This is a genomic window from Providencia sp. PROV174, assembly GCF_028480685.1.
In the GTDB taxonomy this organism is placed as follows: Bacteria; Pseudomonadota; Gammaproteobacteria; order Enterobacterales; family Enterobacteriaceae; genus Providencia; species Providencia rettgeri.
Genome location: NZ_JAMPOT010000004.1, coordinates 67,287 through 88,298, shown reverse-complemented (window position 1 = coordinate 88,298; position 21,012 = coordinate 67,287). Strand labels below are relative to the sequence as shown.

General features: G+C 41.4%; 20 protein-coding genes. 18 read left to right on the top strand and 2 right to left on the bottom strand.

What is annotated here, in order from left to right; translation table 11 throughout:
- The first annotated feature begins 7 nt into the window (after nt 1–7).
- On the top strand, nt 8–973 hold the full coding sequence (locus tag PSE60_RS01875) for a fimbrial protein (RefSeq protein ID WP_004907939.1): 966 nt from the start codon (nt 8–10) through the stop codon (nt 971–973).
- A gap of 141 nt (nt 974–1,114) precedes the next feature.
- Here PSE60_RS01875 and PSE60_RS01870 read toward each other — a convergent pair whose 3' ends face one another.
- Complete coding sequence (locus PSE60_RS01870; protein ID WP_272664414.1) at nt 1,115–2,761, bottom strand: fumarate hydratase; 1,647 nt, start codon at nt 2,759–2,761, stop codon at nt 1,115–1,117.
- Nucleotides 2,762–3,669: 908 nt separating this feature from the next.
- On the opposite strand from PSE60_RS01870, the gene potA reads away from it, so the two are divergent.
- From potA to potD, 4 genes are all read left to right on the top strand, one after another.
- Nucleotides 3,670–4,779 (top strand): spermidine/putrescine ABC transporter ATP-binding protein PotA, encoded by a 1,110-nt coding sequence (gene potA / locus PSE60_RS01865; protein WP_272664413.1) that lies wholly within the window; start codon nt 3,670–3,672, stop codon nt 4,777–4,779.
- Nucleotides 4,766–5,629, top strand: a complete 864-nt coding sequence (gene potB, locus PSE60_RS01860) for a spermidine/putrescine ABC transporter permease PotB (protein WP_272664412.1) — start codon at nt 4,766–4,768, stop codon at nt 5,627–5,629. The genes potA and potB overlap by 14 nt, the downstream gene beginning before the upstream one ends.
- Nucleotides 5,626–6,414 (top strand): spermidine/putrescine ABC transporter permease PotC, encoded by a 789-nt coding sequence (gene potC, locus PSE60_RS01855; RefSeq protein ID WP_272664411.1) that lies wholly within the window; start codon nt 5,626–5,628, stop codon nt 6,412–6,414. The genes potB and potC overlap by 4 nt, the downstream gene beginning before the upstream one ends.
- A 159-nt stretch (nt 6,415–6,573) precedes the next feature.
- Nucleotides 6,574–7,623, top strand: coding sequence for a spermidine/putrescine ABC transporter substrate-binding protein PotD (gene potD / locus PSE60_RS01850; protein WP_109912650.1), 1,050 nt, complete (start codon nt 6,574–6,576; stop codon nt 7,621–7,623).
- 240 nt (nt 7,624–7,863) lie between these two features.
- Here the strand turns inward: potD and PSE60_RS01845 are convergent, their stop codons facing one another.
- Nucleotides 7,864–8,421: an NADPH-dependent FMN reductase gene (locus PSE60_RS01845; RefSeq protein ID WP_272664410.1), complete on the bottom strand. Its 558-nt coding sequence runs from the start codon at nt 8,419–8,421 to the stop codon at nt 7,864–7,866.
- Between the two features lie 302 nt (nt 8,422–8,723).
- On the opposite strand from PSE60_RS01845, the gene PSE60_RS01840 reads away from it, so the two are divergent.
- The 13 genes from PSE60_RS01840 to pduL all read left to right on the top strand — a co-directional run bounded on the left by PSE60_RS01840 (nt 8,724) and on the right by pduL (nt 20,973).
- Nucleotides 8,724–9,296, top strand: coding sequence for a TetR/AcrR family transcriptional regulator (locus PSE60_RS01840; RefSeq protein WP_210839021.1), 573 nt, complete (start codon nt 8,724–8,726; stop codon nt 9,294–9,296).
- A 79-nt stretch (nt 9,297–9,375) separates the two neighbouring features.
- On the top strand, nt 9,376–10,218 hold the full coding sequence (locus PSE60_RS01835) for a transcriptional regulator (protein ID WP_272664409.1): 843 nt from the start codon (nt 9,376–9,378) through the stop codon (nt 10,216–10,218).
- Nucleotides 10,215–10,733 carry a FidL-like protein gene (locus tag PSE60_RS01830; RefSeq protein WP_272664408.1) on the top strand — a complete coding sequence of 173 codons (519 nt, stop codon included), beginning with the start codon at nt 10,215–10,217 and terminating at the stop codon, nt 10,731–10,733. The genes PSE60_RS01835 and PSE60_RS01830 overlap by 4 nt, the downstream gene beginning before the upstream one ends.
- Before the next feature lie 616 nt (nt 10,734–11,349).
- Nucleotides 11,350–11,628 (top strand): BMC domain-containing protein, encoded by a 279-nt coding sequence (locus PSE60_RS01825; RefSeq protein ID WP_004249182.1) that lies wholly within the window; start codon nt 11,350–11,352, stop codon nt 11,626–11,628.
- Nucleotides 11,629–11,648: 20 nt separating this feature from the next.
- Complete coding sequence (locus PSE60_RS01820; RefSeq protein ID WP_042845468.1) at nt 11,649–11,933, top strand: BMC domain-containing protein; 285 nt, start codon at nt 11,649–11,651, stop codon at nt 11,931–11,933.
- A 15-nt stretch (nt 11,934–11,948) separates the two neighbouring features.
- Nucleotides 11,949–12,227: a BMC domain-containing protein gene (locus tag PSE60_RS01815; protein ID WP_004259063.1), complete on the top strand. Its 279-nt coding sequence runs from the start codon at nt 11,949–11,951 to the stop codon at nt 12,225–12,227.
- 69 nt (nt 12,228–12,296) lie between these two features.
- Nucleotides 12,297–13,931 (top strand): acetaldehyde dehydrogenase (acetylating), encoded by a 1,635-nt coding sequence (locus tag PSE60_RS01810; protein ID WP_272664407.1) that lies wholly within the window; start codon nt 12,297–12,299, stop codon nt 13,929–13,931.
- Between the two features lie 26 nt (nt 13,932–13,957).
- Complete coding sequence (locus tag PSE60_RS01805; RefSeq protein ID WP_004259057.1) at nt 13,958–14,215, top strand: EutN/CcmL family microcompartment protein; 258 nt, start codon at nt 13,958–13,960, stop codon at nt 14,213–14,215.
- 7 nt (nt 14,216–14,222) lie between these two features.
- The gene (locus PSE60_RS01800) at nt 14,223–15,353 is read left to right on the top strand and encodes a 1-propanol dehydrogenase PduQ (protein WP_272664406.1); all 1,131 of its coding nucleotides are present in this window, start codon (nt 14,223–14,225) and stop codon (nt 15,351–15,353) included.
- Nucleotides 15,354–15,411: 58 nt separating this feature from the next.
- Complete coding sequence (gene cutC, locus PSE60_RS01795) at nt 15,412–18,843, top strand: choline trimethylamine-lyase (protein ID WP_272664405.1); 3,432 nt, start codon at nt 15,412–15,414, stop codon at nt 18,841–18,843.
- Between the two features lie 87 nt (nt 18,844–18,930).
- Nucleotides 18,931–19,881 carry a choline TMA-lyase-activating enzyme gene (gene cutD / locus PSE60_RS01790; protein ID WP_272664404.1) on the top strand — a complete coding sequence of 317 codons (951 nt, stop codon included), beginning with the start codon at nt 18,931–18,933 and terminating at the stop codon, nt 19,879–19,881.
- Nucleotides 19,882–19,894: 13 nt separating this feature from the next.
- Nucleotides 19,895–20,332 carry a BMC domain-containing protein gene (locus tag PSE60_RS01785; protein WP_272664403.1) on the top strand — a complete coding sequence of 146 codons (438 nt, stop codon included), beginning with the start codon at nt 19,895–19,897 and terminating at the stop codon, nt 20,330–20,332.
- Nucleotides 20,329–20,973: a phosphate propanoyltransferase gene (gene pduL / locus PSE60_RS01780; protein WP_210839017.1), complete on the top strand. Its 645-nt coding sequence runs from the start codon at nt 20,329–20,331 to the stop codon at nt 20,971–20,973. The genes PSE60_RS01785 and pduL overlap by 4 nt, the downstream gene beginning before the upstream one ends.
- The last annotated feature ends 39 nt before the right edge of the window (nt 20,974–21,012 follow it).

Genomic DNA, 21,012 nt, shown 5'->3' with positions numbered 1-21,012 from the left:
ATAAATCATGATACACACGTTTATTCAAAAATATGGTTTTTATATTTTATTTCTGTTCGTTTTTATTAGCCCAAAAACATTTGCTTTAGATTGTGTTGAAGCTGGGACTGGAGTCGTCATTAAACCTGCGGTACCGGTTGGGCAATTAGCGATTCCTTCAGATACACCTGCGGGAACGGTTATTTGGCAATCTGACCCATTAACAGTCACTGTTTATTGCGATAACGTACTCGGTAATATGGTTGACGTTGTTCATATGTATTTTAACCCGACATCACAAAAATTAGGGACAGGGTTGCTACTTGGTGCTAACTATCAAGGTGAACAACTTGAGCGTGATAAACAAAAAGTCAGCTTAGGAACACCGCCAATTAGTGGCAAGCAAAGCGTTACTGTGACTGTCACATTTACTTTATATATTAAGGTAACAGGTACGGTCCCGCCGTCTGGGAATTATGAAGGTGATAACCAATTTACGGTTTTCCAATTTGATGGGAGCGGGGGGATCAATACGACACCGGGAGCGAAAAACTTACGCTATTCGATATCTGGGTTACGGGGGATCCGTTTCTTAAAATGTGGTGCGGATATTAAAGTTTTCCCAGAATCACAGCAAATTGATTTTGGCCAGTTAATGATCACAGAATTGAATCAAGGAAAAGAATTTAAAAAGGATTTTCAAGTTCAAGCAGTGAAAAGAGGTTGTCTTGATAACTTCTCGATGAATATCAATTTTGAAACAACCGATCCATTAAATGGCGAATATGCGATTGATTTGAAAAATGGAACCAATTTGACAATTATGGATGATAAAAGTAATCAGATAAAATTTAATTACTTCCAATTTTTCGGCAGCTTACCGCAAGGAAGTACATCAGTAACGCGTGATTATAGTGCAACTATTAAAAAGGCGGGAACGGTGAAAACAGGAGGATTTAACGCCTCAACCATTGTTCGAATTAACTACTATTGATGTTAGTGATGAATTGATGTGAATGATAATAAAAGAGCGGGTTTTTGGCCTGCTCTTTTACTGTGTAACTGTATGGCTATGTAACATAGTCATACAGGCTAACGAAAGTTAGCGCATTCCATTGCGCTAGAGTGGCAAATATTATTTAACACATTTACTGCAAGTCTCATTTTGGACTTGCTCAAAGAAGTTATTGCCCTTGTCATCAACGAGAATGAATGCCGGCAGCCCTTCAACTTCCATTTTCCAAATCGCTTCCATGCCTAATTCTGGGTACTCAAGGCAATTTAAGCTTTTCACATATTCTTGCGCCAGTATTGCTGCTGAGCCACCGATACTACCTAAGTAGAAACCGCCATGTTTTTTACATGCATCGGTTACCGCTTGAGTTCGGTTGCCTTTCGCCAACATTATCATGCTACCACCGTGGGATTGGAACAGGTCAACATAGGGGTCCATTCGGTTACCCGTTGTTGGGCCTAAAGAACCTGAAACCATATCTTCCGGTTTTTTGGCTGGCCCTGCGTAATAGACCATGTGGTCTTTAAAGTATTGTGGTAATTCTTCGCCGTTATCTAAACGTTCTTTAAGCTTGGTATGCGCAATATCTCGAGCGATGATCAGTGGGCCACTGAGGGAAACACGGGTCGATACAGGGTGTTTACTTAGCTCAGCCAAAATATCTTTCATCGGGCGGTTCAGGTCGATATGCACCACTTTTCCTTCAGCTTGGTGACGCATAGATTCAGGAATATATTGGGCTGGGTTATGCTCCATTTTCTCAAGCCATAAGCCGTTTTTGGTAATTTTGGCTTTAATGTTTCGGTCAGCCGAGCAAGAAATGGCTAAACCGATTGGGCAAGAGGCGCCATGACGAGGTAAACGAATAACACGCACATCGTGAGCAAAATATTTACCACCAAATTGGGCGCCAAAGCCAAGATGGCGAGAGGCTTCTAATAACTCATTTTCTAGCTCAATATCACGGAAAGCGCGGCCATATTCATTACCCGTGGTTGGCAGGTTATCGTAGTATTTTGCAGAGGCAAGTTTGGCTGTTTTCAGTGTTGTTTCCGCAGAGGTACCACCGATAACAAAGGCAATATGATAAGGTGGGCAAGCTGTTGTTCCTAAATTTCTCATTTTTTCAATTAAGAAATTTTTTAACTTAGCAGGTGTTAAGGTTGCTTTTGTTTCTTGGTAAAGCGCTGATTTATTTGCAGAACCGCCGCCTTTATTGACAAACAGGAAGTGATATTCATCACCTGTAGTCGCAAAAATGTCAAACTGTGCTGGCAGGTTTGTACCTGTATTGACTTCATTAAACATATCTAGTGGTGCATTTTGCGAAAAACGCAGGTTTTCGTGTTGGAAGACGTTGTAAATCCCTCGTGACAGGTACTCTTCGTCATCACAGTCTGTCCAAACTTGTTGGCCTTTTTTCCCAACAACCGCAACAGTGCCGGTATCTTGGCAGTTTGGCAAAATACCTTTTGCAGAAATTTCAGCGTTGCGAAGTAATTGCAGTGCCACATATTTGTCGTTTTCGCTGGCTTCTGGGTCTTGTAAGATAGCCGCGACTTGTTTCTGGTGCGCAGCCCTTAAAAAAAACTGGGATTCATAAATTGCGTGTTCTGCAAGGAGGGTTAATGCTTCAGGTTCAATCTTTAAAATTTGCTTGCCTGCAAATTGTTCTACAGAAACATATTTATCAGAGACTTGGAAATACTCGGTTTTATCCTCAGATAATGGATAAGGTTCTTGGTAAAAAAACGCTTTATTGGCCATTTTGCTCACTCACATATTAATTTCAGTGGAATTTCCAAAAATAATCACCCGTAGGCTTATGTTTATTCTTTAATTGATTTAACTCGAAAGATACAAAGTAAAATTTATAAGTGTAATAATGAAACAAAAAATACAAAATAAGTTACTAAAAGTTACAGTTTAGTTTGAAATTATATCAATTTGATTATTATATTCAAAGAGATGCAGAGAATAATATGATGTTGGTTAAATTTATTGAGATAAAAAGTAAGGATTAATGAAAGTTAGATTTAAATCACATAATAATATTATTAACTACGACTTTAATTATTTGTTATAGATGTTACCAGTTATTGGTTTTTTTTATGTGTAATCGCGATATATATCTATTGGATATAATTTGCATCAAAAATTGACTATTTCATTATGGTAAATAGTTATTACATTTTTCTTGTGCGTAGAATATTAAAGTTTATATATTCAATATATGAATTTAAAAATTATTAAAATAATAAAAATTATTAATTCCATGATTATTATTATTTTTATTATGAATCATTTTAACTCTATGAATTCTATTGGATTTGACTTTAGTTTCACTCTTTAATGTATCATACAAATCTATAGATATAGGCAAACTGATTCTAAATATCGCTATGTGGCTTATTTTTCTCAAGAATCTGTTTTATTTATTGAGAATTCATAATGAAAGGCAAACGAAGTTGCGAAAATGGCTTTCAATTTGCAAAAACAGTGTTTATCATGCATGCCTTATGAAGTTTAAATGGCGCTGCTGGTTTTGGGCTTTGCTGGGGAAAATTATTTACTCATGTTACTTAAGTTGACAGAGTAAACCTCCGACAAGCTTATACAGTCTTTAACGGTGGCGGTTCTATCTGCATTATTCCTAGGGATAGAGTGTATAATAAATGACTGAGACAACCTCTCTGACACCACTCATTGAATTAAAATCTTTAAGTAAAGGTTTTGATGGCAAACAAATTATTTCTGAGCTTGACTTAACCATTCGGAACGGTGAGTTTTTGACCATTCTGGGGCCTTCCGGTTGCGGTAAAACGACGGTTTTGCGTCTTATTGCTGGGCTGGAAGATGTCGATGATGGTCAAATTATTCTTGATGGTCAAGATATTACGGATATTCCAGCGGAAAACCGCTTTGTAAATACCGTATTCCAAAGCTACGCTTTATTTCCTCATATGACAGTCTTCGACAACGTGGCATTTGGCCTACGCATGCAAAAAACGCCTGCGGCTGAAATCCAAAAACGTGTCGATCAAGCCTTACGTATGGTGCAGCTAGAAGATTTTGCTGAGCGTAGACCCAACCAACTGTCTGGTGGTCAACAACAGCGTGTGGCAATAGCCCGTGCAGTAGTCAATCGCCCGAAAGTCCTACTACTGGATGAATCATTATCTGCGCTTGATTACAAACTGCGCAAACAAATGCAAAATGAGCTAAAAGCGCTTCAACGAAAACTGGGGATTACGTTTATTTTTGTGACCCATGATCAAGAAGAAGCCTTAGCCATGTCTGACCGAATCATTGTGATGCGTGAAGGGAAAATTGAGCAAGATGGCACACCTCGTGAAATCTATGAGGAGCCGAAAAACCTATTTGTTGCTCAATTTATTGGTGAAATTAATATTTTTGATGCGAAAGTATTGTATCGCATTGATGATAAACGTATTCGTGCCAATGTTGAAGGTCACGAATGCGATATTTTCACCGAGCTTTCTGTCAAAGAAGGGCAGCACGTTAGTGTGTTATTACGTCCTGAAGACTTACGTGTTGAAGAGGTGAATGATGCAGATAACTATCCGGGGCTGATTGGCTACGTTCGTGAGCGTAACTATAAAGGCATGACGTTAGACTCAGTGGTTGAAATGGAAGATGGCAAAATTGTCATGGTAAGCGAATTCTTCAATGAAGATGACCCCGATGTCGACCACTCCCTTAACCAAAAAGTTGCTGTAACTTGGGTTGAAAGTTGGGAGGTAGTTCTGGATGATCATTCGTAAGCATAAAGTTTTGCAGAACGTTATTATCACCGGGGTGGTCGCCTGGCTGCTGCTGTTCGTCTTTTTGCCTAATATTATGATTATTGGCACTAGTTTTTTGACGCGCAGTGATACCAACTTAGTTGACTTAGTTTTCACATGGGATAACTACGTTCGCTTGTCTGACCCGATGTATGCAGAGGTCATGTTGCACTCGCTCAATATGGCGGTGATAGCAACCTTTTTCTGTTTGGTTATCGGCTACCCATTTGCCTTTATATTGGCAAGGTTACCTAAACGAATACAACCTTTGATGCTGTTTTTATTAATTGTGCCATTTTGGACCAATTCATTGATTCGTATTTATGGGTTAAAAGTTTTTCTTAGTACCAAAGGGTACTTAAATGACTTTTTACTGTGGGTTGGTATTATTGATAAGCCATTGAAAATTATGTATACACCTGAGGCCGTCATATTAGGCCTAATCTATATATTGTTGCCGTTTATGGTGATGCCACTGTATTCAAGTATTGAAAAGTTGGATAAGTCATATATAGAAGCCGCAAAGGATCTCGGTGCAAATAAATTTCAACGGTTTGTGAAAATCATCATTCCTTTAACGATGCCAGGAATTATTGCAGGCTGCTTGCTGGTCTTATTACCTGCAATGGGGCTGTTCTATGTGGCGGACTTAATGGGGGGGGCGAAAAATCTACTGATTGGTAACGTGATTAAGAGCCAGTTCTTAAATATTCGTGATTGGCCATTCGGGGCAGCAACTAGCATTTTCCTCACGGCGATGATGGGTTTATTGCTGTATGTGTATTACCGAGCAGCTAAACTTCTGAATAAAAAGGCATATGAAGAATGATCGGACGTACTCTGCGTGGTGGCTTTATGGCTATCATCTACGCTTATCTTTATATTCCAATCATCATTTTGATTGTTAATTCCTTTAATGAGTCGCGTTTTGGTATTCAGTGGCAAGGGTTTTCAACGAAATGGTATACGCTACTAAGTAATAACGATAGCTTATTAGAAGCTGCTGGGCATTCATTAACTATGGCGGTTTTGTCGGCGACCTTCGCAACAGCCATTGGTACACTAACGGCCGTTGCATTATTTCGCTATCGTTTTAGAGGAAAACCATTCGTCGGTGGCATGTTATTTGTGGTAATGATGTCCCCTGATATCGTTATGGCGATTTCGTTATTGGTTCTATTTATGATCCTTGGGGTCTCGTTAGGCTTTTGGTCATTGCTTTTTTCCCATATCACATTCTGTTTACCCTTTGTGGTGGTGACGGTGTATGCAAGGTTAAAGGATTTTGATGTAAAAATGCTAGAAGCGGCACGTGACCTTGGTGCGGGTGAGTTTACTATTTTAAGAAAAATCATTTTGCCATTAGCGCTACCCGCGGTTGTGGCAGGATGGTTACTGAGCTTTACATTGTCGATGGACGATGTGGTGGTTTCGTCATTTGTCACGGGGCCAAGCTATGAAATTTTGCCACTGAAAATATATTCAATGGTAAAAGTTGGGGTTTCCCCAGAAGTAAATGCTTTGGCGACAGTGTTGTTGATTATGTCCTTGCTACTTGTTTGTTTAAGTCAATGGGTGATGCGGGATAAATACTCGAAAAAAGCGAGACCATAAATGATTGGTGGCGCTGGTTTTTCTATAACAGCGCCTTTTTGATGCCATGCGGCGAGAGGGTGGGCTTCATTTAGCCTATAAGATATATACCCTAAATAATTCAAGTGGTTACTTGATGCATATAGGGATGAAAAACACTTTGTTGAGGGAAACTCAGTAATGAAAAAATGGTCCTATCTACTGGCAGCAGGGTTAATGGCTGCAAGTATTGGCACGGCAACTGCCGCTGACGATAACAAAGACGTACTGTATTTCTATAACTGGACAGAATATGTTCCCCCTGGTTTATTAGAGCAATTCACCAAAGAAACGGGCATCAAGGTGATTTACTCCACCTATGAATCAAACGAAAGTATGTATACCAAGTTAAAGACCTATAAAGAAGGGGCTTATGATTTGGTGGTACCTTCGACTTATTTTATTGCCAAAATGAGTAAAGAAGGGATGCTACAAAAAATTGATCAAAGCAAACTGACCAATTTTAAAAACCTTGATCCAAACTTAATTCATAAAGAATTCGACCCGAATAATGACTATTCTGTACCTTATATTTGGGGAGCTACAGGGATTGGAATTAACGGTGAAGCGGTTGACCCACAATCTGTTACCTCATGGGCGGATTTTTGGAAACCTGAGTATAAAAATAGCTTGCTGATGATGGATGATGCACGGGAAGTTTTCCAAGTCGCACTCACCAAGTTAGGTTATTCAGGTAATACCACTGACCCGAAACAAATTGAAGAGGCGTATAAAGAGCTACAAAAATTACGTCCAAATATTCTAGCCTTTAACTCTGACAACCCAGCGACGCCATTTATTGAAGGTGAAGTGGATGTCGGTATGTTATGGAATGGCTCTGCATTCGTTGCACGGCAAGCAGGTTTACCAATTGAAGTTGTGTGGCCAAAAGAAGGCGGAATTTTTTGGATGGACAGTTTAGCGATTCCGGCCAATGCAAAAAATGTGGAAGGGGCTCATAAGCTAATTAATTTCTTATTACGTCCAGAAATTGCGGCTCAAGTGGCTGAATCTATTGGTTACCCAACACCAAACTTAGCCGCTAAAAAATTATTACCTGCTGAAATTGCCAATGACCCATCACTTTACCCAAGTGAAGAGGTTCTGCAAAAAGGCGAATGGCAAAGCGATGTAGGGAATACCAATATTTTGTATGAAGAGTACTTCCAGAAATTAAAAGCAGGGCGTTAATTGCTGTTTTAGTAGTAAGCCAAATAGGGTTTGAAGTTAAATAAAGGCATCACAATTGTGATGCCTTTAGGTTGTTGACAAAGCGGGATAAAAGCGTGGTTTTTCCCGCTTTGTGCTATCAGCTGAAAATCAATAAATTGATTTTCCTAATTTATTTTTAAAACCTATTAGACTTGCCGCCAAACATAATATGTTTGTCAGCAGTCTGAAAGCATCACAATCGTGATGCTTTTTTAATGGCTAACGTTTGGCATTATGGCCAACAAATTTCACAAAGGTATCTACCCAAGGTTGTAGGAAATCTTTACTTTTCGGTGAGATGTTACCTTGTTCATCCACCATACCGTCATACCATTTTAGGAAACACTCAGGCTGGTTCATGGTTGGCATATTTAAAAATGTTAGGCTGTTGCGTAAGTGTTGCTGGGCAATAGCTGTGCTGATATTACCAATAGAAACACCTAAAACCCCCGCAGGAATACCATCCCATGAGTTATCGCCCCATGGACGAGAACCTTGGTCTATCGCATTTTTCAATACACCAGGCATCGAACGGTTATATTCAGGGGTGGCGAAAATAATGCCATCACAGGCTTTAATTTGAGATTTAAAATTAGCCACAACAGAGGGCACATTTTGGTCTGCATCCTGGTTGTAGAGAGGTAGTTCATCAATATTGATAAAGTTAAACGTGAAATTCGCGGGGAATAATTTAGTTATGGCTTTAGCGACAACTAAATTGTAAGAATCAGCACGTAAGCTACCAACAATAACGCCAATATTGTATTGATTTGACATGATAAAACCTCTTTCACGGATAGTTAATTAGGAATATTGCAAACCGATATTACTTCTTCAGAATTCTGTTTCGTTATTATCATTAAACATCATAATCTAAATGTGTGCAAAACTAAGTTAAATTAATTAAGTCAATGAGTATCAAAAAAATTTGATATTTTTAAATTAACTATGGGTTTACAACTACTCATAATTCGATATTGTGAGTCCTCTTCCACTATTTAGATTTACCCATGAACAAATCAGGGTTACTTGATTTTAGTCAAAATGAAACATACCGACTGGTCGGTATTATTCATCGCATGAATAAATCCGCACAGCATAGAAAAAAAGACCCAATCAAGCTTCAAGTGGAGCTACTGAAAGCTGCTCGCATTATTGCAGGCAGAGAAGGCATTTCTTCACTATCTCTCAATGCGGTAGCAAGGGAAGCGGGTGTGAGTAAAGGTGGGTTGATGCACCATTTCCCCTCCAAACAAGAGCTTATTCATGCCCTTTTCCTTCAATTGCTAGAAATTATGGATGAGCGGATAAGTATCATTATGGAGAATGACAAAAATGCTTATGGACGGTTTTCTCGTGCGTATTTGCACTATATTGGTGAGTTAAAAGCGTCTGATGAAAGTTTTCAACTTGCCTTACTGTCCTTAGCGATGCCAACTGAGCCCGTATTACGTCAGTGCTGGCGAGATTGGGTAACCAATCATTTGGCGAAGGGCGATGAGTTTGATAACAGTTATTTAGGGGCGTTAGTACGTTATGCAGCGGATGGGTTATGGCTTTCGTCATTGACTGAGGGAGAAACATTATCACAGCAAGAACGCGATGCGATTGTTAGTCGGCTAACGGCAATATCATTTGAACAAATTCCATAAGTAAAAATAGCGCATAAGTAAAAATAGCAATAATAACAGTAGTGCAATTTTATTCATAAAATAAGCACATGAGGCGACAGTGAAATATAAAATCAATGCTTTCATTCTATATGATGCAGTTGATGGCACTTTATCTTTAAAAGAAGATGAGGTGGATACGCAGCTGTCGATAACTGCCAATGCATTATTGTTTTACTTTATTCAACACAGAGGTGTCGTTTCTCGAGATGAGGTATTAAAAGCAGTATGGGATGATAATGGATTAGTTTCATCGAACAGTAATTTAAACCAATACCTAAGTATATTAAGAAAAGCATTTCGGCCATATGGTATTGAAAATATTATTGTAACAGTTGCTCGTGGGCGATTAGAATTTAATTCCGATATTTCCCTTGAATTAATTGATGATATTAAAATTCCTCAAACTGAATTAATAACTAGCTTAAGTGAAATAGAAGCGGCAGCGGTTGTTTTATCTCCAATTCCTAAACCTATAGCTGAATCTACAGACCCCAAGAAAATAGAATCAACATTGACGCCAGAAAAAAAAGAAATTTGTTGGTATCTCGCTAGCGGTGCTTTTTTATTGTGTTCTGTTTTACTCGCGACGATGGCTTATTTATCAAACCAACCGTCAGTGCCGATAAACATGACGGTACTTGAGCACACTAAATGTGATGTACTATCGAATGAAAAAATGATCAATAACACCGTAGCACTAAACTATGTACAAAATTTTGATAAGGTTAGAAATAACTTAAACCTAGAATGTGTTGAGAAAGAGCGGTTTGTTTTTTTCTATGGGGACAAATTGCAAACTAACGGATTGGGACGAGTATTTCTTGCACATTGTGCAGTCAATGAAGATAACCCATTTAGCTATTGCGATAATTACTTTTACTATTCTTGGAAACCATCATGAAGATATCAGGAAAAGTATTATGCTTACTGAGCTTTTTACTATTTATTATTGTGGTGATTTACACTCAATCGGTTTTATTTTCCAGTAAACAAGATGGCTTATTAGTGTGCTCGACAAAAGGTATTATGCGTTTTGAAAATATGCAGGATGAAAACGTTAATGGCAATATTCATTTCAATTTTGGTGCAAATGGTAAAGGAGCCATTGTTGTTGAGGGCTATACCGATTCTAAAGCGGGTTGGTTGTATTTACAGCGCTATGTGAAATTTAGTTACACAACAAAACGAGTTTCCCCAACAGAGCGTCACTATAATATTAGCCAGTGGGAAGCGAGTGCTTCTTCTATTGATGAATCACCAAATGTGATATTTGATTACTTTATGAGAGAAATGTCAGATAGCCATGATGGCCTATTTCTTAATGCCCAAAAGCTCAATGATAAAGCCTTATTACTTAGTTCAATTAATTCCCCTCTTTACATCTGTACATTAAAGCCCGGCAGTAAATTTGACTAATTCACCCTCATTAAAATAAGCTTTGTGGTGAAGCCGTTCACTTCATCGTTAACTGGCAATATCCCTTCCTCTTATTTTCTTTTTATCGTATTCACAAATATTCGTATTCATAAACTCACTGTGAGTTGCCATCATGATTGCTGATTTACCTCTTGTATAGAATTTAATTCGTGGACACCAAATAGTAGGCAAAGCTTATAACCGAGTGAGCAAACCCACAGTTATCATTTCATAAATTACCCCCCTTTATCAGCCCAATAATATTTTGTTAACAATCTATTTGGCTAACGCTAAATCGGTGTTTAGCCCTTTTTTATCAGCAATACAGATACGTGAATTTTTGATTTTTTTAGCATGGATATGTAAATGGTCTAATAATTCACTCTAATTTTTAGATTAAAATACTAAATATCTATGTTTTGTGGATTTATATTTTGTTTTTATTTTTCGGTTCTATAGTGGGTTTGAAGCCAAAGGTTGCGTTCAATAGATCACCGCGCAGACACCATTGGCGTAAATGATTACCCAGATACTTCAAGGGATATGTACTCGGACACATTAGCTTGGAATATCGAAGGTAAAGAAAAACAAAGAAGGCTTCTCGGAGGAAACAACAATGGGTGATGCATTAGGTCTTATTGAAACCAAAGGTCTGGTGGCTTGTATCGAAGCGGCTGATGCCATGTGCAAAGCGGCAAATGTTGAGCTAATTGGTTACGAAAATGTCGGTTCAGGCCTCGTTACCGCAATGGTTAAAGGCGATGTGGGTGCAGTCAAAGCGGCTGTTGATTCAGGTGTTGAATCAGCACAGCGCGTTGGTGAAGTGGTGACTTCACTCGTCATTGCGCGTCCACACAACGATATAAACAAAATCGTTATTAAGCATAAGGCATAACTTTTTCCGGAGGAAAAAACATGGGTGACGCATTAGGTCTTATTGAAACTCAAGGGTTAGTGGCGTGTATCGAAGCTGCAGACTCGATGTGTAAAGCCGCAAATGTTGTGCTGATTGGTTATGAAAATGTTGGGTCAGGTTTAGTTACCGCCATGGTCAAAGGCGATGTAGGTGCGGTGAAAGCTGCTGTGGATTCAGGTGTTGAGTCTGCCTCTCGCGTTGGTACCGTCGTGACATCACTGGTTATCGCTCGTCCTCATAGTGATATTCAGAAAATCGTTGCCCAGTATAAAGTCACGGAATAAAACAGGAAATTACTTATGAAAGAAGCGCTTGGTCTAATTGAAACTAAAGGATTAGTGGCTTGTATTGAAGCTGCTGATGCCATGTGTAAAGCCGCAAATGTCGAGTTAATCGGTTATGAAAATGTCGGCTCAGGGCTGGTAACAGCAATGGTTAAAGGCGATGTCGGTGCCGTTAATGCCGCGGTTGAATCAGGAGTTGAGGCTGCAAAACGTATCGGGACAGTGGTGACTTCACGTGTGATTGCGAGACCACACAACGATATTGGCAAAATTGCACAACAACACAAAGCCTAACTGATTGGCTGATAAGCCAATAACACGACAAGTTAATGAATTAATTTTGGCTCCGATACGGGGGAAGACATGGTTGCATTAGACAAAGATCTGCAATCCAGACAACTGGCAAGAGAGCTAGTTAGAAACGCGAAACAAGCGCAGAAAGAGTTTGCGACATTTTCGCAGGAAAAAATCGATAATATTGTTAAGCACATCGCGATTGAGTCCGCACTTCATGCAGAAGAGCTGGCAAAAATGGCCAATGAAGAAACAGGGTTCGGTAAGTGGCAAGATAAAGTCCTGAAGAACACTTTCGCTTCAATGCGTGTTTATGAACACATTAAAGATCTCAAAACCGTTGGCATCATTAATGATGACAAAATCAACAAAGTTATGGATGTGGGTGTCCCTCTTGGTGTGATCACGGCGTTAGTACCTTCTACCAACCCAACATCTACCATCATCTATAAAACGTTGATTGCCTTAAAGGCGGGTAATGCCATTGTCTTTTCCCCTCATCCAAATGCTAAAGCCTGCAGTTTTCGTACATTAGAGATTATCAAAAAAGCGGCATTAGAAGCAGGGGCACCAGCAGGTATTGTGGATGGCGTCACGATGCTGACTCTTGAAGCAACGAAAGAGCTGATGCACAGCAAAGACGTTTCTTTAATTTTGGCAACGGGAGGTGAAGGCATGGTACGTGCAGCTTACGCATCCGGTACACCAACCATCAGTGGCGGCCCAGGTAATGGCCCTGCATTTATTGAACGTAGCGCCAATATCAAACAAGCGGTGAGTGACATCATCACCAGTAAAACCTTTGATAACGGTGTCATTTGCGCTTCAGAACAATCCATCATTGTAGAACGCTGCATTTACAACGAAGTTCATCGTGAACTGCTCGCTCAAGGCGCTTATTTCATGAATGAAGATGAAGCGAAACGCATGGCTTCAATGTTACTTAGAGCGAACGGCACCATCAACCCAGAAGTGGTGGGTAAAGATGCGATCACTTTAAGCCAACGAGCCGGTTTCACTGTTCCGGCTAATACACGTGTGTTGATTGCTTTGCAAGACACCGTATCACCGAAAAACCCATACTCCCGCGAAAAATTATGCCCAATTTTAGGGATGTATATCGAAGAAGACTGGCAGTCAGCTTGCCACCGTGTGGTTGACTTACTGACCAATGAAGGTCTCGGCCATACTTTGGTTATCCACACACAAAATGAAGATGTTATTCGTCAATTCTCTCTGGAAAAACCGGTTAATCGTATTTTGATCAATACCCCAGCGGCACTTGGTGGGATCGGGGCAACAACCAATATCACACCAGCCTTAACACTGGGTTGTGGCGCAGTAGGTGGTGGTTCTAGCTCAGATAACGTGGGCCCAATGAACTTACTGAACATCCGTAAAGTCGGTTATGGCGTACGTTCTATTGATGATTTAAGGCAGCCTGCCCAGTCTTGTACTTCTGCCCAGCCAGTCGTATCAGCAGCCGGCAATCAACCGCAAGTCAGCATTTTTGATGATAACCGCTTCCGTAACCCTGTTGCAGCGACAACGTCAGCGGTGACCGCTAACCCAACAGGCGACGACCGATTTGGCAGTACGGCAACGACGGCTGCGATTGCTGAGGCAGTAGTTTCTCAAGGTGATATCACTGAAGAAAATGTCGAGCAAATCATCAAGGCCGTTCTCGGGCGCCTAAATAAGTAACTCATTGGAATAAGGCGGTATAAACCATGATCCTCGCAAAGGTAGTTGGACATGTTGTTGCAACGCAGAAATGTCAAGAACTTAGCGGCAGTAACTTATTGATGGTAACCAAGCTAGGGGATGACCTTGAACCGTTGAAAAACAAAACGTATGTGGCAGTCGACAGTGTTGGCGCAGGCATTAACGACATTGTTTTAGCTGAAGCTTACTTCGCTTTGAATAAAGACAATTACAAAGCCATGTCAGTGGTTGCCATTGTTGAGAAGGTTTATACCAAGGAGTAAAAACAGCATGAACCAGTTTTTGATTAAACCTAAAGTTCAATTCGGTGCGAATGCATTGGACTTTATCTCACACATGAGTGCTCACCATGCCTTTATCGTCACTGACAAAGCGATGGTGAAGTTTGGCTTAGCCGATGAAGTCACTCGCAGGCTAACTCAAAGTGGCATCGCATTTTCGATCTACGATGATGTTAAGCCAGACCCTGATATTTCAGCCATTGTTAACGGTATGAAAATCATGGATATGCAATATCCAGATGTGGTGATTGCACTCGGTGGTGGGTCGGTTATTGATGCTGCGAAAGCTGTTATTTACTCCCTCTGGCACACAAAAAAGGATGTTAATCGAGTCAAACCGCAGTTTATCGCCATCCCAACTACCAGTGGGACGGGCTCAGAAGTGACGTCGTTTTCAGTGATCAAATCCCAGTCTGAAAAACTGGTTTTGGTTGATGAATTCATGTTGCCAGATGTGGCTATCTTAGACCCTGCACTGGTGAAGTCAGTACCCGCTTCTATTACGGCGGACACAGGTATGGATGTGCTATGCCACGCGCTAGAAGCCTATGTTTCTCGCACGGCGTCTGACTTTTCTGATGCCTTAGCTGAAAAAGCGGTGCAATTAGTTTTCGGTCATTTAATTGACTGCTATCGCGATGGTAGCAACTTAGTGGCTCGCGAAAAAATGCATAACGCGTCATGCATTGCCGGAATGGCTTTTACCAATGCCTCACTGGGAATAACGCACAGCTTAGCCCATGCATTAGGCGGCGTATTCCATATTCCTCATGGCCGTGCTAATGCGTTGTTGATGGCGCAAGTCGTGGCTTTCAATGCGGATTTAGAAGGGCGATGCGATAACGAAGCTGCAAAACGTTATGCCCATCTCGCGAAAAATTTAAGTTTACCTGCCTCAACAATACGTGAAGGCGTTGAAAGCCTAATTGTGGCAATCAACGTATTGAAAGATGAAATGAATATGCCAAAAGGCATTCAAGCAACCGGAACTAATGAATTCGATTTTAACGCCCGTTTAGGGGAAATGGTTGGGCAAGCATTGCGCGATAGCTGCACTCCGACCAATCCACGGGATGTGAGCAAGGTGCAACTGGAAGTGCTGTATAGACAGTCTTTTTAACAGTTAACGCTTTTATGTGATGAACAACAAACTAGAAAGAACATCAGGATAGGCTAACATGAATAAATATGCTTTGACCCCACGCGTAAAAATGCTGGCTGAACGCTTAAGTGCCCGCAACAACTCAATTATTACTGAACGTGCCAATATTTTAGAAGCGCTTGGCAACCAACTGTCTGGCGCACCGCAGGCGATAAAACCTGCACAACGTTTTTATGAATTTATCCGTCACTTTCCTGCATTTATTGCTCAAGATGAGCTGATTATTGGCAGCCAATCATCGACCCCTCGCGGAGCTATTTTCCATACTGAAAATGAAATCGACAGCCACAGTATTTATACCTTTTTAGCTGGCGATAGCACAGTTGATGCGCCAGATTACTTAGCGGTTTTAAATATTGGTTTCTTGGCTATCAAAGCACAGCTAGAAAACCGAGTGAGAAATATCGGTAGCGCAGTTAGCCGCAATAGCATTGATGAAGCTAATAATTGCCGTTCTGCGATTTATGCATGTGATGCGGCCATTCACTTTGCACAAGCTTTAGCTTCTAAAGCAGAGAGCATGGCAGCGGCAGAATCTAATCAATATCGCCGCGCAGAATTACAAGAAAGTGCAGCGATTTTACGCAATGTACCAGCAAAACCGGCGCAAACTTTTAAAGAAGCGTGCCAAGCTTTCTATTTACTGCAACTGATCCTGCATTTAGAAAATGGTAGCTATGCCGTTAACCCAATGGGTTTCGATAAAGCGGTCTATCCATTCTACCAACGTGATATTGAACAAGGCCGTTTGACCCAACCACAAGCTTATGAAATTGTAGAAAGTTTATGGTTGAAACTGGCTGAACTCTCTGAAGTTCGCTCAACCAAGCAAGTTGATGGCTACCCAATGTTCGATGCATTGAAAGACGGCATTTACCTAAATGACCCGCGCGTATGCCTTAACGAATTATCAGCCATGATGTTATCCGCACATGAAAACATCAGTACTATCAATAATGGTTTGAAAGTCCGTTTATATTGCGGAAAAAATAGCATTCAGCCGCAATATGCTGCGCCAAATGCCAGCTATGTTGCGCCGGCGGCTCAAGTTGAGACTGAATTCAAAGTGATGGAAGGTTTGACGCCTCGTTTACAGCGCCTGCGTAATCGCTACTTAGAAGCACGCCCAAGTGTGTCTATCTATCGTGCACTCGCTTTCACTGATGTTGTCAAAAATAATCCTGGTTTACCGCCAATTTTATTGCGTGCGAAAGCATTCCGCCGTGCTTGTGAAACTGCGCCAATCTTAATTCAACCAGAAGAACTGATTGTGGGTCATCCTTGTGGTGCACCTCGTGCAGGCGCCTTCTCACCAGATATCGCATGGCGCTGGGTGGTCGAAGAACTCGACACTATGGGAACTCGCCCACAAGATCCGTTCGTTATCTCGGAAGAAGACAAAAAAGTGATCCGCGAGGAAATAGCCCCGTTCTGGGAAGGCCGTTCACTGGATGAAATTTGTGAAGCTCAATACCGCGAAGCGGGTGTATGGGAATTCAGCGGTGAAACCTTTGTCAGTGACTTGTCTTATCACCAAATCAATGGTGGTGGCGATACCTGCCCTGGTTATGACGTACTGTTATTCACCAAAGGAATGAATGGTATCAAAGCAGATGCTCAGGCAAAAATGGCTGAGTTAAGCATGGAAAACCCTGATGATATTGACCGCATTTATTTTTATAAAGCGTCAATCGAAACCTGTGAAGGGGTTATTGCCTATTCACATCGTATTGCTGCTCATGCTCGCGAATTAGCGGTGCTGGAATCAGACCAAAAACGCCGTGAAGAATTACTGACTATCGCACAAGTTAACGAAAACGTGCCAGCCAATCCTCCGGCCACGTTACAAGAAGCATTACAAAGTATTTGGACAGTTGAGTCACTGTTTGAAATTGAAGAAAACCAAACCGGTCTTTCTTTGGGACGTCTCGACCAATATTGCTTGCCGATGTACGAAAATGACATCAAAACAGGCCGCTTAACCCAAGACCAAGCATTAGAAATGATGCAAGCATTTATCATCAAATGTGCGGAATTAATGTGGATGTCGAGCGAATTAGGCGCGAAATACTTCGCGGGTTACCAGCCATTTATCAACTTAACGGTCGGTGGACAAAAACGCTCAGGCGGCGATGCATGTAACGACTTAACTTACTTAATTATGGATGCGGTTCGCTTTGTTAAAGTGTATCAGCCATCGCTGGCCTGTCGTATTCACAACCAATCACCACAGAAATACATGGAAAAAATCGTTGATGTGGTGAAAGCCGGTATGGGCTTCCCTGCCTGTCACTTCGATGATTCCCACATCAAAATGATGCTGCGTAAAGGCTTCGATTTTGAGGATGCGCGTGATTACTGCTTGATGGGCTGTGTAGAACCGCAGAAGTCAGGCCGTATTTATCAATGGACATCAACCGGTTATACCCAATGGCCAATTGCGATTGAGTTTGTATTAAACCGTGGTCGCATGGTGCTATTCGATAGCTATCAAGGCTTAGATACGGGTGATTTACGTGACTTAAAAACATTTGAAGACTTTGATAATGCAGTGAAAGCGCAGATTGCTCATATTGTGCGCTTATCCGCTATCGGCACCGTCATCAGCCAACGTGTTCACCGTGATGTGGCACCAAAACCATTAATGTCCTTGCTGGTGGAAGGCTGTATGGAAAAAGGCAAAGACGTGGCTGCGGGTGGGGCGATGATCAACCACGGCCCAGGGCTGATTTTCTCTGGTCTAGCAACCTATGTTGACTCGATTGTCGCGATTCGCAAATTGGTTTACGAAGATGGTCGCTACACCCTTGAACAAATTCGTGATGGCTTATTAGCTAACTTTGAAGGCTATGACGAACTGCGCCGTGACTGCTTAAATGCGCCTAAATTTGGTAACGATGATGACTATGTTGACCAATATGCGCTGGATATTACGGAGTGGACAGAGCGCGAGTGCCGTAAGTACGACATGCTGTATTCAACACTGAGCCACGGAACCTTATCCATCTCTAACAACACGCCGATTGGTGAATTAACCGCGGCGAGTGCCAATGGTCGCTTGGCTTGGATGCCGCTATCCGATGGTATCAGCCCGACACAAGGTGCGGATAAACAAGGCCCAACTGCCATCATTAAATCAATCAGTAAAATGAATGTTGAAACAATGAACATTGGCATGGTGCATAACTTTAAGTTCTTAAAAGGCTTATTGGACACCCCAGAAGGCCGCCATGGCTTAATCACCTTGCTAAGAACCGCATCTATTTTAGGCAACGGCCAAATGCAGTTTAGTTATGTTGATAATGAAATGCTGAAAAAAGCTCAGCAAGAGCCTGAAAAATATCGTGATTTAATTGTTCGTGTCGCAGGATACAGTGCCTACTTCGTTGAACTCTGTAAAGAAGTTCAAGATGAAATTATTAGCCGTACTGTAATTGAGAAGTTCTAAACCCATGTAGGCAGGTATGAATCTATACCTGCCATTTTATAACAACAATAATAATTTTTGATTTATAAACATAGTTTTAGAGGTGCAATGATGAGCGCGGCAGAGATTAAAGGTCGGATATTTAATATCCAAAAATACTCGATTTATGATGGCGACGGTATCCGAACACTGATTTTCTTAAAAGGATGCAATATTCGTTGCCCGTGGTGTGCTAACCCAGAAGGGCTAAGCAGCCAGTTTCAGGTGATGTTTTCCCATGATAAATGCGTCAATTGTGGGAAATGTATTGATGTCTGCCCGACAGGGATCCACTACAAAACTATTAATGAGCACGGTGAACAAATTCACCGTGTGAATCGTAGCATTGACTGTATTGGCTGTCGTAAATGCGAAGAGGTGTGTATTGGTGATGCGTTAGACATTATGGGGAAAGATGTCACGGTAGCTGAAATGATGGACATCATCATGCAAGATTATGATTTTTATATTTCTTCCGGTGGTGGCGTGACAATCGGTGGCGGCGAAATGAGCCTACAAACTGATTTTGCCGTCGCGCTACTGCGTGAGTGTAAAAAAATGATGATCAATACGGCAATAGAAACGCAAGGTACGACATCGTTAGAAAACTATGAAAAGTTAGCGGAAGTTGTCGATCTGTTCCTCTATGACATCAAACATATTGATACTGCACAGCATAAAAATCTATTCGGTATTGGCAATGAAAATGTTCGCCGTAACCTCGAAAGACTGGTTCAGCTTGGTGCCAATATCGTGGTCAGAATGCCGCTTGTTCGCGGTTATAACGACTCCTTTGATGCCATCACGGGTGCTATCCACTATGCAATGGAATTATCCAAACGCGGCAATGTAAAACGCATCGATATTCTGCCTTATCACCAGTTAGGTCGCGGTAAATACGACAAACTGGACATGATTTATCCGGTTAAGCAAGACCCAACCTATAGTGCAGAAGAGTTAGACCAACTTGAAGCATTCTTCAAACAATTTGATTTCGATATTCGACTGGTTCGTCACTAAGTAGGAGAGACAGATGAAAAGTTTAGGCGTAATTGAAACTCGGGGACTGACATCCGCCATACAGGCTGCAGATGCGGCGTGCAAAGCAGCCAGTGTAGAAATTATAGGCTATCGAAAAATAGGCTCTGGATTAGTATCTGTTTGTTTTCAAGGCGAAATCAGTGCCGTTCGTACTGCGGTTGACCACGGCATTGAAGTAATTTCGAATAGCCAATTATTAGTCGGCTCATTAGTGATTGCGCGGCCTGAAGAAAGTGTGATCAGCAAATTGCTAACAGTGAAAAGTAAAAAAGGCGAGTTAGAGAAAAGCCTTCAGTCGGAAGTAAAAGCAGAAAAGTTAGTGGAAAAAGCAGTTGTTGAAACCAAAACGGAAGCACCAGTGGTTGAAGTCAAAACCGACATCAATCTGAAAGACGTCAAAAATGACCCGCGTAAAGGGAAAAAATCATGATGAATGAGCAATTGATGGGAAAAATATTGGCTCGGCTTTCTGCGTACACTCCAGCACAAGCGGGTATTTCTAACATTGCTATCCCTGTCGGAATATCTAACCGCCATGTGCATCTTTCACAGCAGGATGTTGAAGCGTTGTTTGGTCAGGGATATCAACTCACGCCATTCAAAGATTTAAAACAGCCGGGGCAATTTGCAGCGAAAGAATGCGTCATGGTGGTGGGGCCAAAAGGGTCGATTAGTAAAGTCAGAGTACTGGGGCCTGTTCGCCCAAAAACACAATTAGAAGTTTCAAAAGCAGATTGCTTCGCACTGGGAATTAAGGCTCCTGTTAGGGAATCAGGTGACTTGGTTAATTCGGGCTGTGCGTTACTGATTGGCCCGGCAGGGCATGTCAATCTTGAGTCGCAGGTTATTTGTGCCCAGCGTCATATTCATATGAGCGTGATGGACTCAAGAGCACTAAATGTGGTGAATGGGCAGAAGGTGAATATCCGTACTGAAGGTGAGCGCAGCTTGGTATTCGATGAGGTTGTTGTGAGAGTTGATGAACGATTTTCCCTTGAGTTTCATATCGATACTGATGAGGCGAATGCGGCAGGTTTACGCAATAACGATAGCGTATTCATCGCGGGTTAAGGAATGGTGGCAAAATGAACGAAGAACTGATCGAGCGAA

What these genes read in the sequence shown, in the direction of transcription:
- PSE60_RS01875 (WP_004907939.1), top strand. Translation starts at nt 8, where the DNA reads ATGATACACACGTTTATTCAAAAATATGGTTTTTATATTTTATTTCTG.
- PSE60_RS01870 (WP_272664414.1), bottom strand. Translation starts at nt 2,761, where the DNA reads ATGGCCAATAAAGCGTTTTTTTACCAAGAACCTTATCCATTATCTGAG.
- potA (WP_272664413.1), top strand. Translation starts at nt 3,670, where the DNA reads ATGACTGAGACAACCTCTCTGACACCACTCATTGAATTAAAATCTTTA.
- potB (WP_272664412.1), top strand. Translation starts at nt 4,766, where the DNA reads ATGATCATTCGTAAGCATAAAGTTTTGCAGAACGTTATTATCACCGGG.
- potC (WP_272664411.1), top strand. Translation starts at nt 5,626, where the DNA reads ATGATCGGACGTACTCTGCGTGGTGGCTTTATGGCTATCATCTACGCT.
- potD (WP_109912650.1), top strand. Translation starts at nt 6,574, where the DNA reads ATGAAAAAATGGTCCTATCTACTGGCAGCAGGGTTAATGGCTGCAAGT.
- PSE60_RS01845 (WP_272664410.1), bottom strand. Translation starts at nt 8,421, where the DNA reads ATGTCAAATCAATACAATATTGGCGTTATTGTTGGTAGCTTACGTGCT.
- PSE60_RS01840 (WP_210839021.1), top strand. Translation starts at nt 8,724, where the DNA reads ATGAATAAATCCGCACAGCATAGAAAAAAAGACCCAATCAAGCTTCAA.
- PSE60_RS01830 (WP_272664408.1), top strand. Translation starts at nt 10,215, where the DNA reads ATGAAGATATCAGGAAAAGTATTATGCTTACTGAGCTTTTTACTATTT.
- PSE60_RS01825 (WP_004249182.1), top strand. Translation starts at nt 11,350, where the DNA reads ATGGGTGATGCATTAGGTCTTATTGAAACCAAAGGTCTGGTGGCTTGT.
- PSE60_RS01820 (WP_042845468.1), top strand. Translation starts at nt 11,649, where the DNA reads ATGGGTGACGCATTAGGTCTTATTGAAACTCAAGGGTTAGTGGCGTGT.
- PSE60_RS01815 (WP_004259063.1), top strand. Translation starts at nt 11,949, where the DNA reads ATGAAAGAAGCGCTTGGTCTAATTGAAACTAAAGGATTAGTGGCTTGT.
- PSE60_RS01810 (WP_272664407.1), top strand. Translation starts at nt 12,297, where the DNA reads ATGGTTGCATTAGACAAAGATCTGCAATCCAGACAACTGGCAAGAGAG.
- PSE60_RS01805 (WP_004259057.1), top strand. Translation starts at nt 13,958, where the DNA reads ATGATCCTCGCAAAGGTAGTTGGACATGTTGTTGCAACGCAGAAATGT.
- PSE60_RS01800 (WP_272664406.1), top strand. Translation starts at nt 14,223, where the DNA reads ATGAACCAGTTTTTGATTAAACCTAAAGTTCAATTCGGTGCGAATGCA.
- cutC (WP_272664405.1), top strand. Translation starts at nt 15,412, where the DNA reads ATGAATAAATATGCTTTGACCCCACGCGTAAAAATGCTGGCTGAACGC.
- cutD (WP_272664404.1), top strand. Translation starts at nt 18,931, where the DNA reads ATGATGAGCGCGGCAGAGATTAAAGGTCGGATATTTAATATCCAAAAA.
- PSE60_RS01785 (WP_272664403.1), top strand. Translation starts at nt 19,895, where the DNA reads ATGAAAAGTTTAGGCGTAATTGAAACTCGGGGACTGACATCCGCCATA.
- pduL (WP_210839017.1), top strand. Translation starts at nt 20,329, where the DNA reads ATGATGAATGAGCAATTGATGGGAAAAATATTGGCTCGGCTTTCTGCG.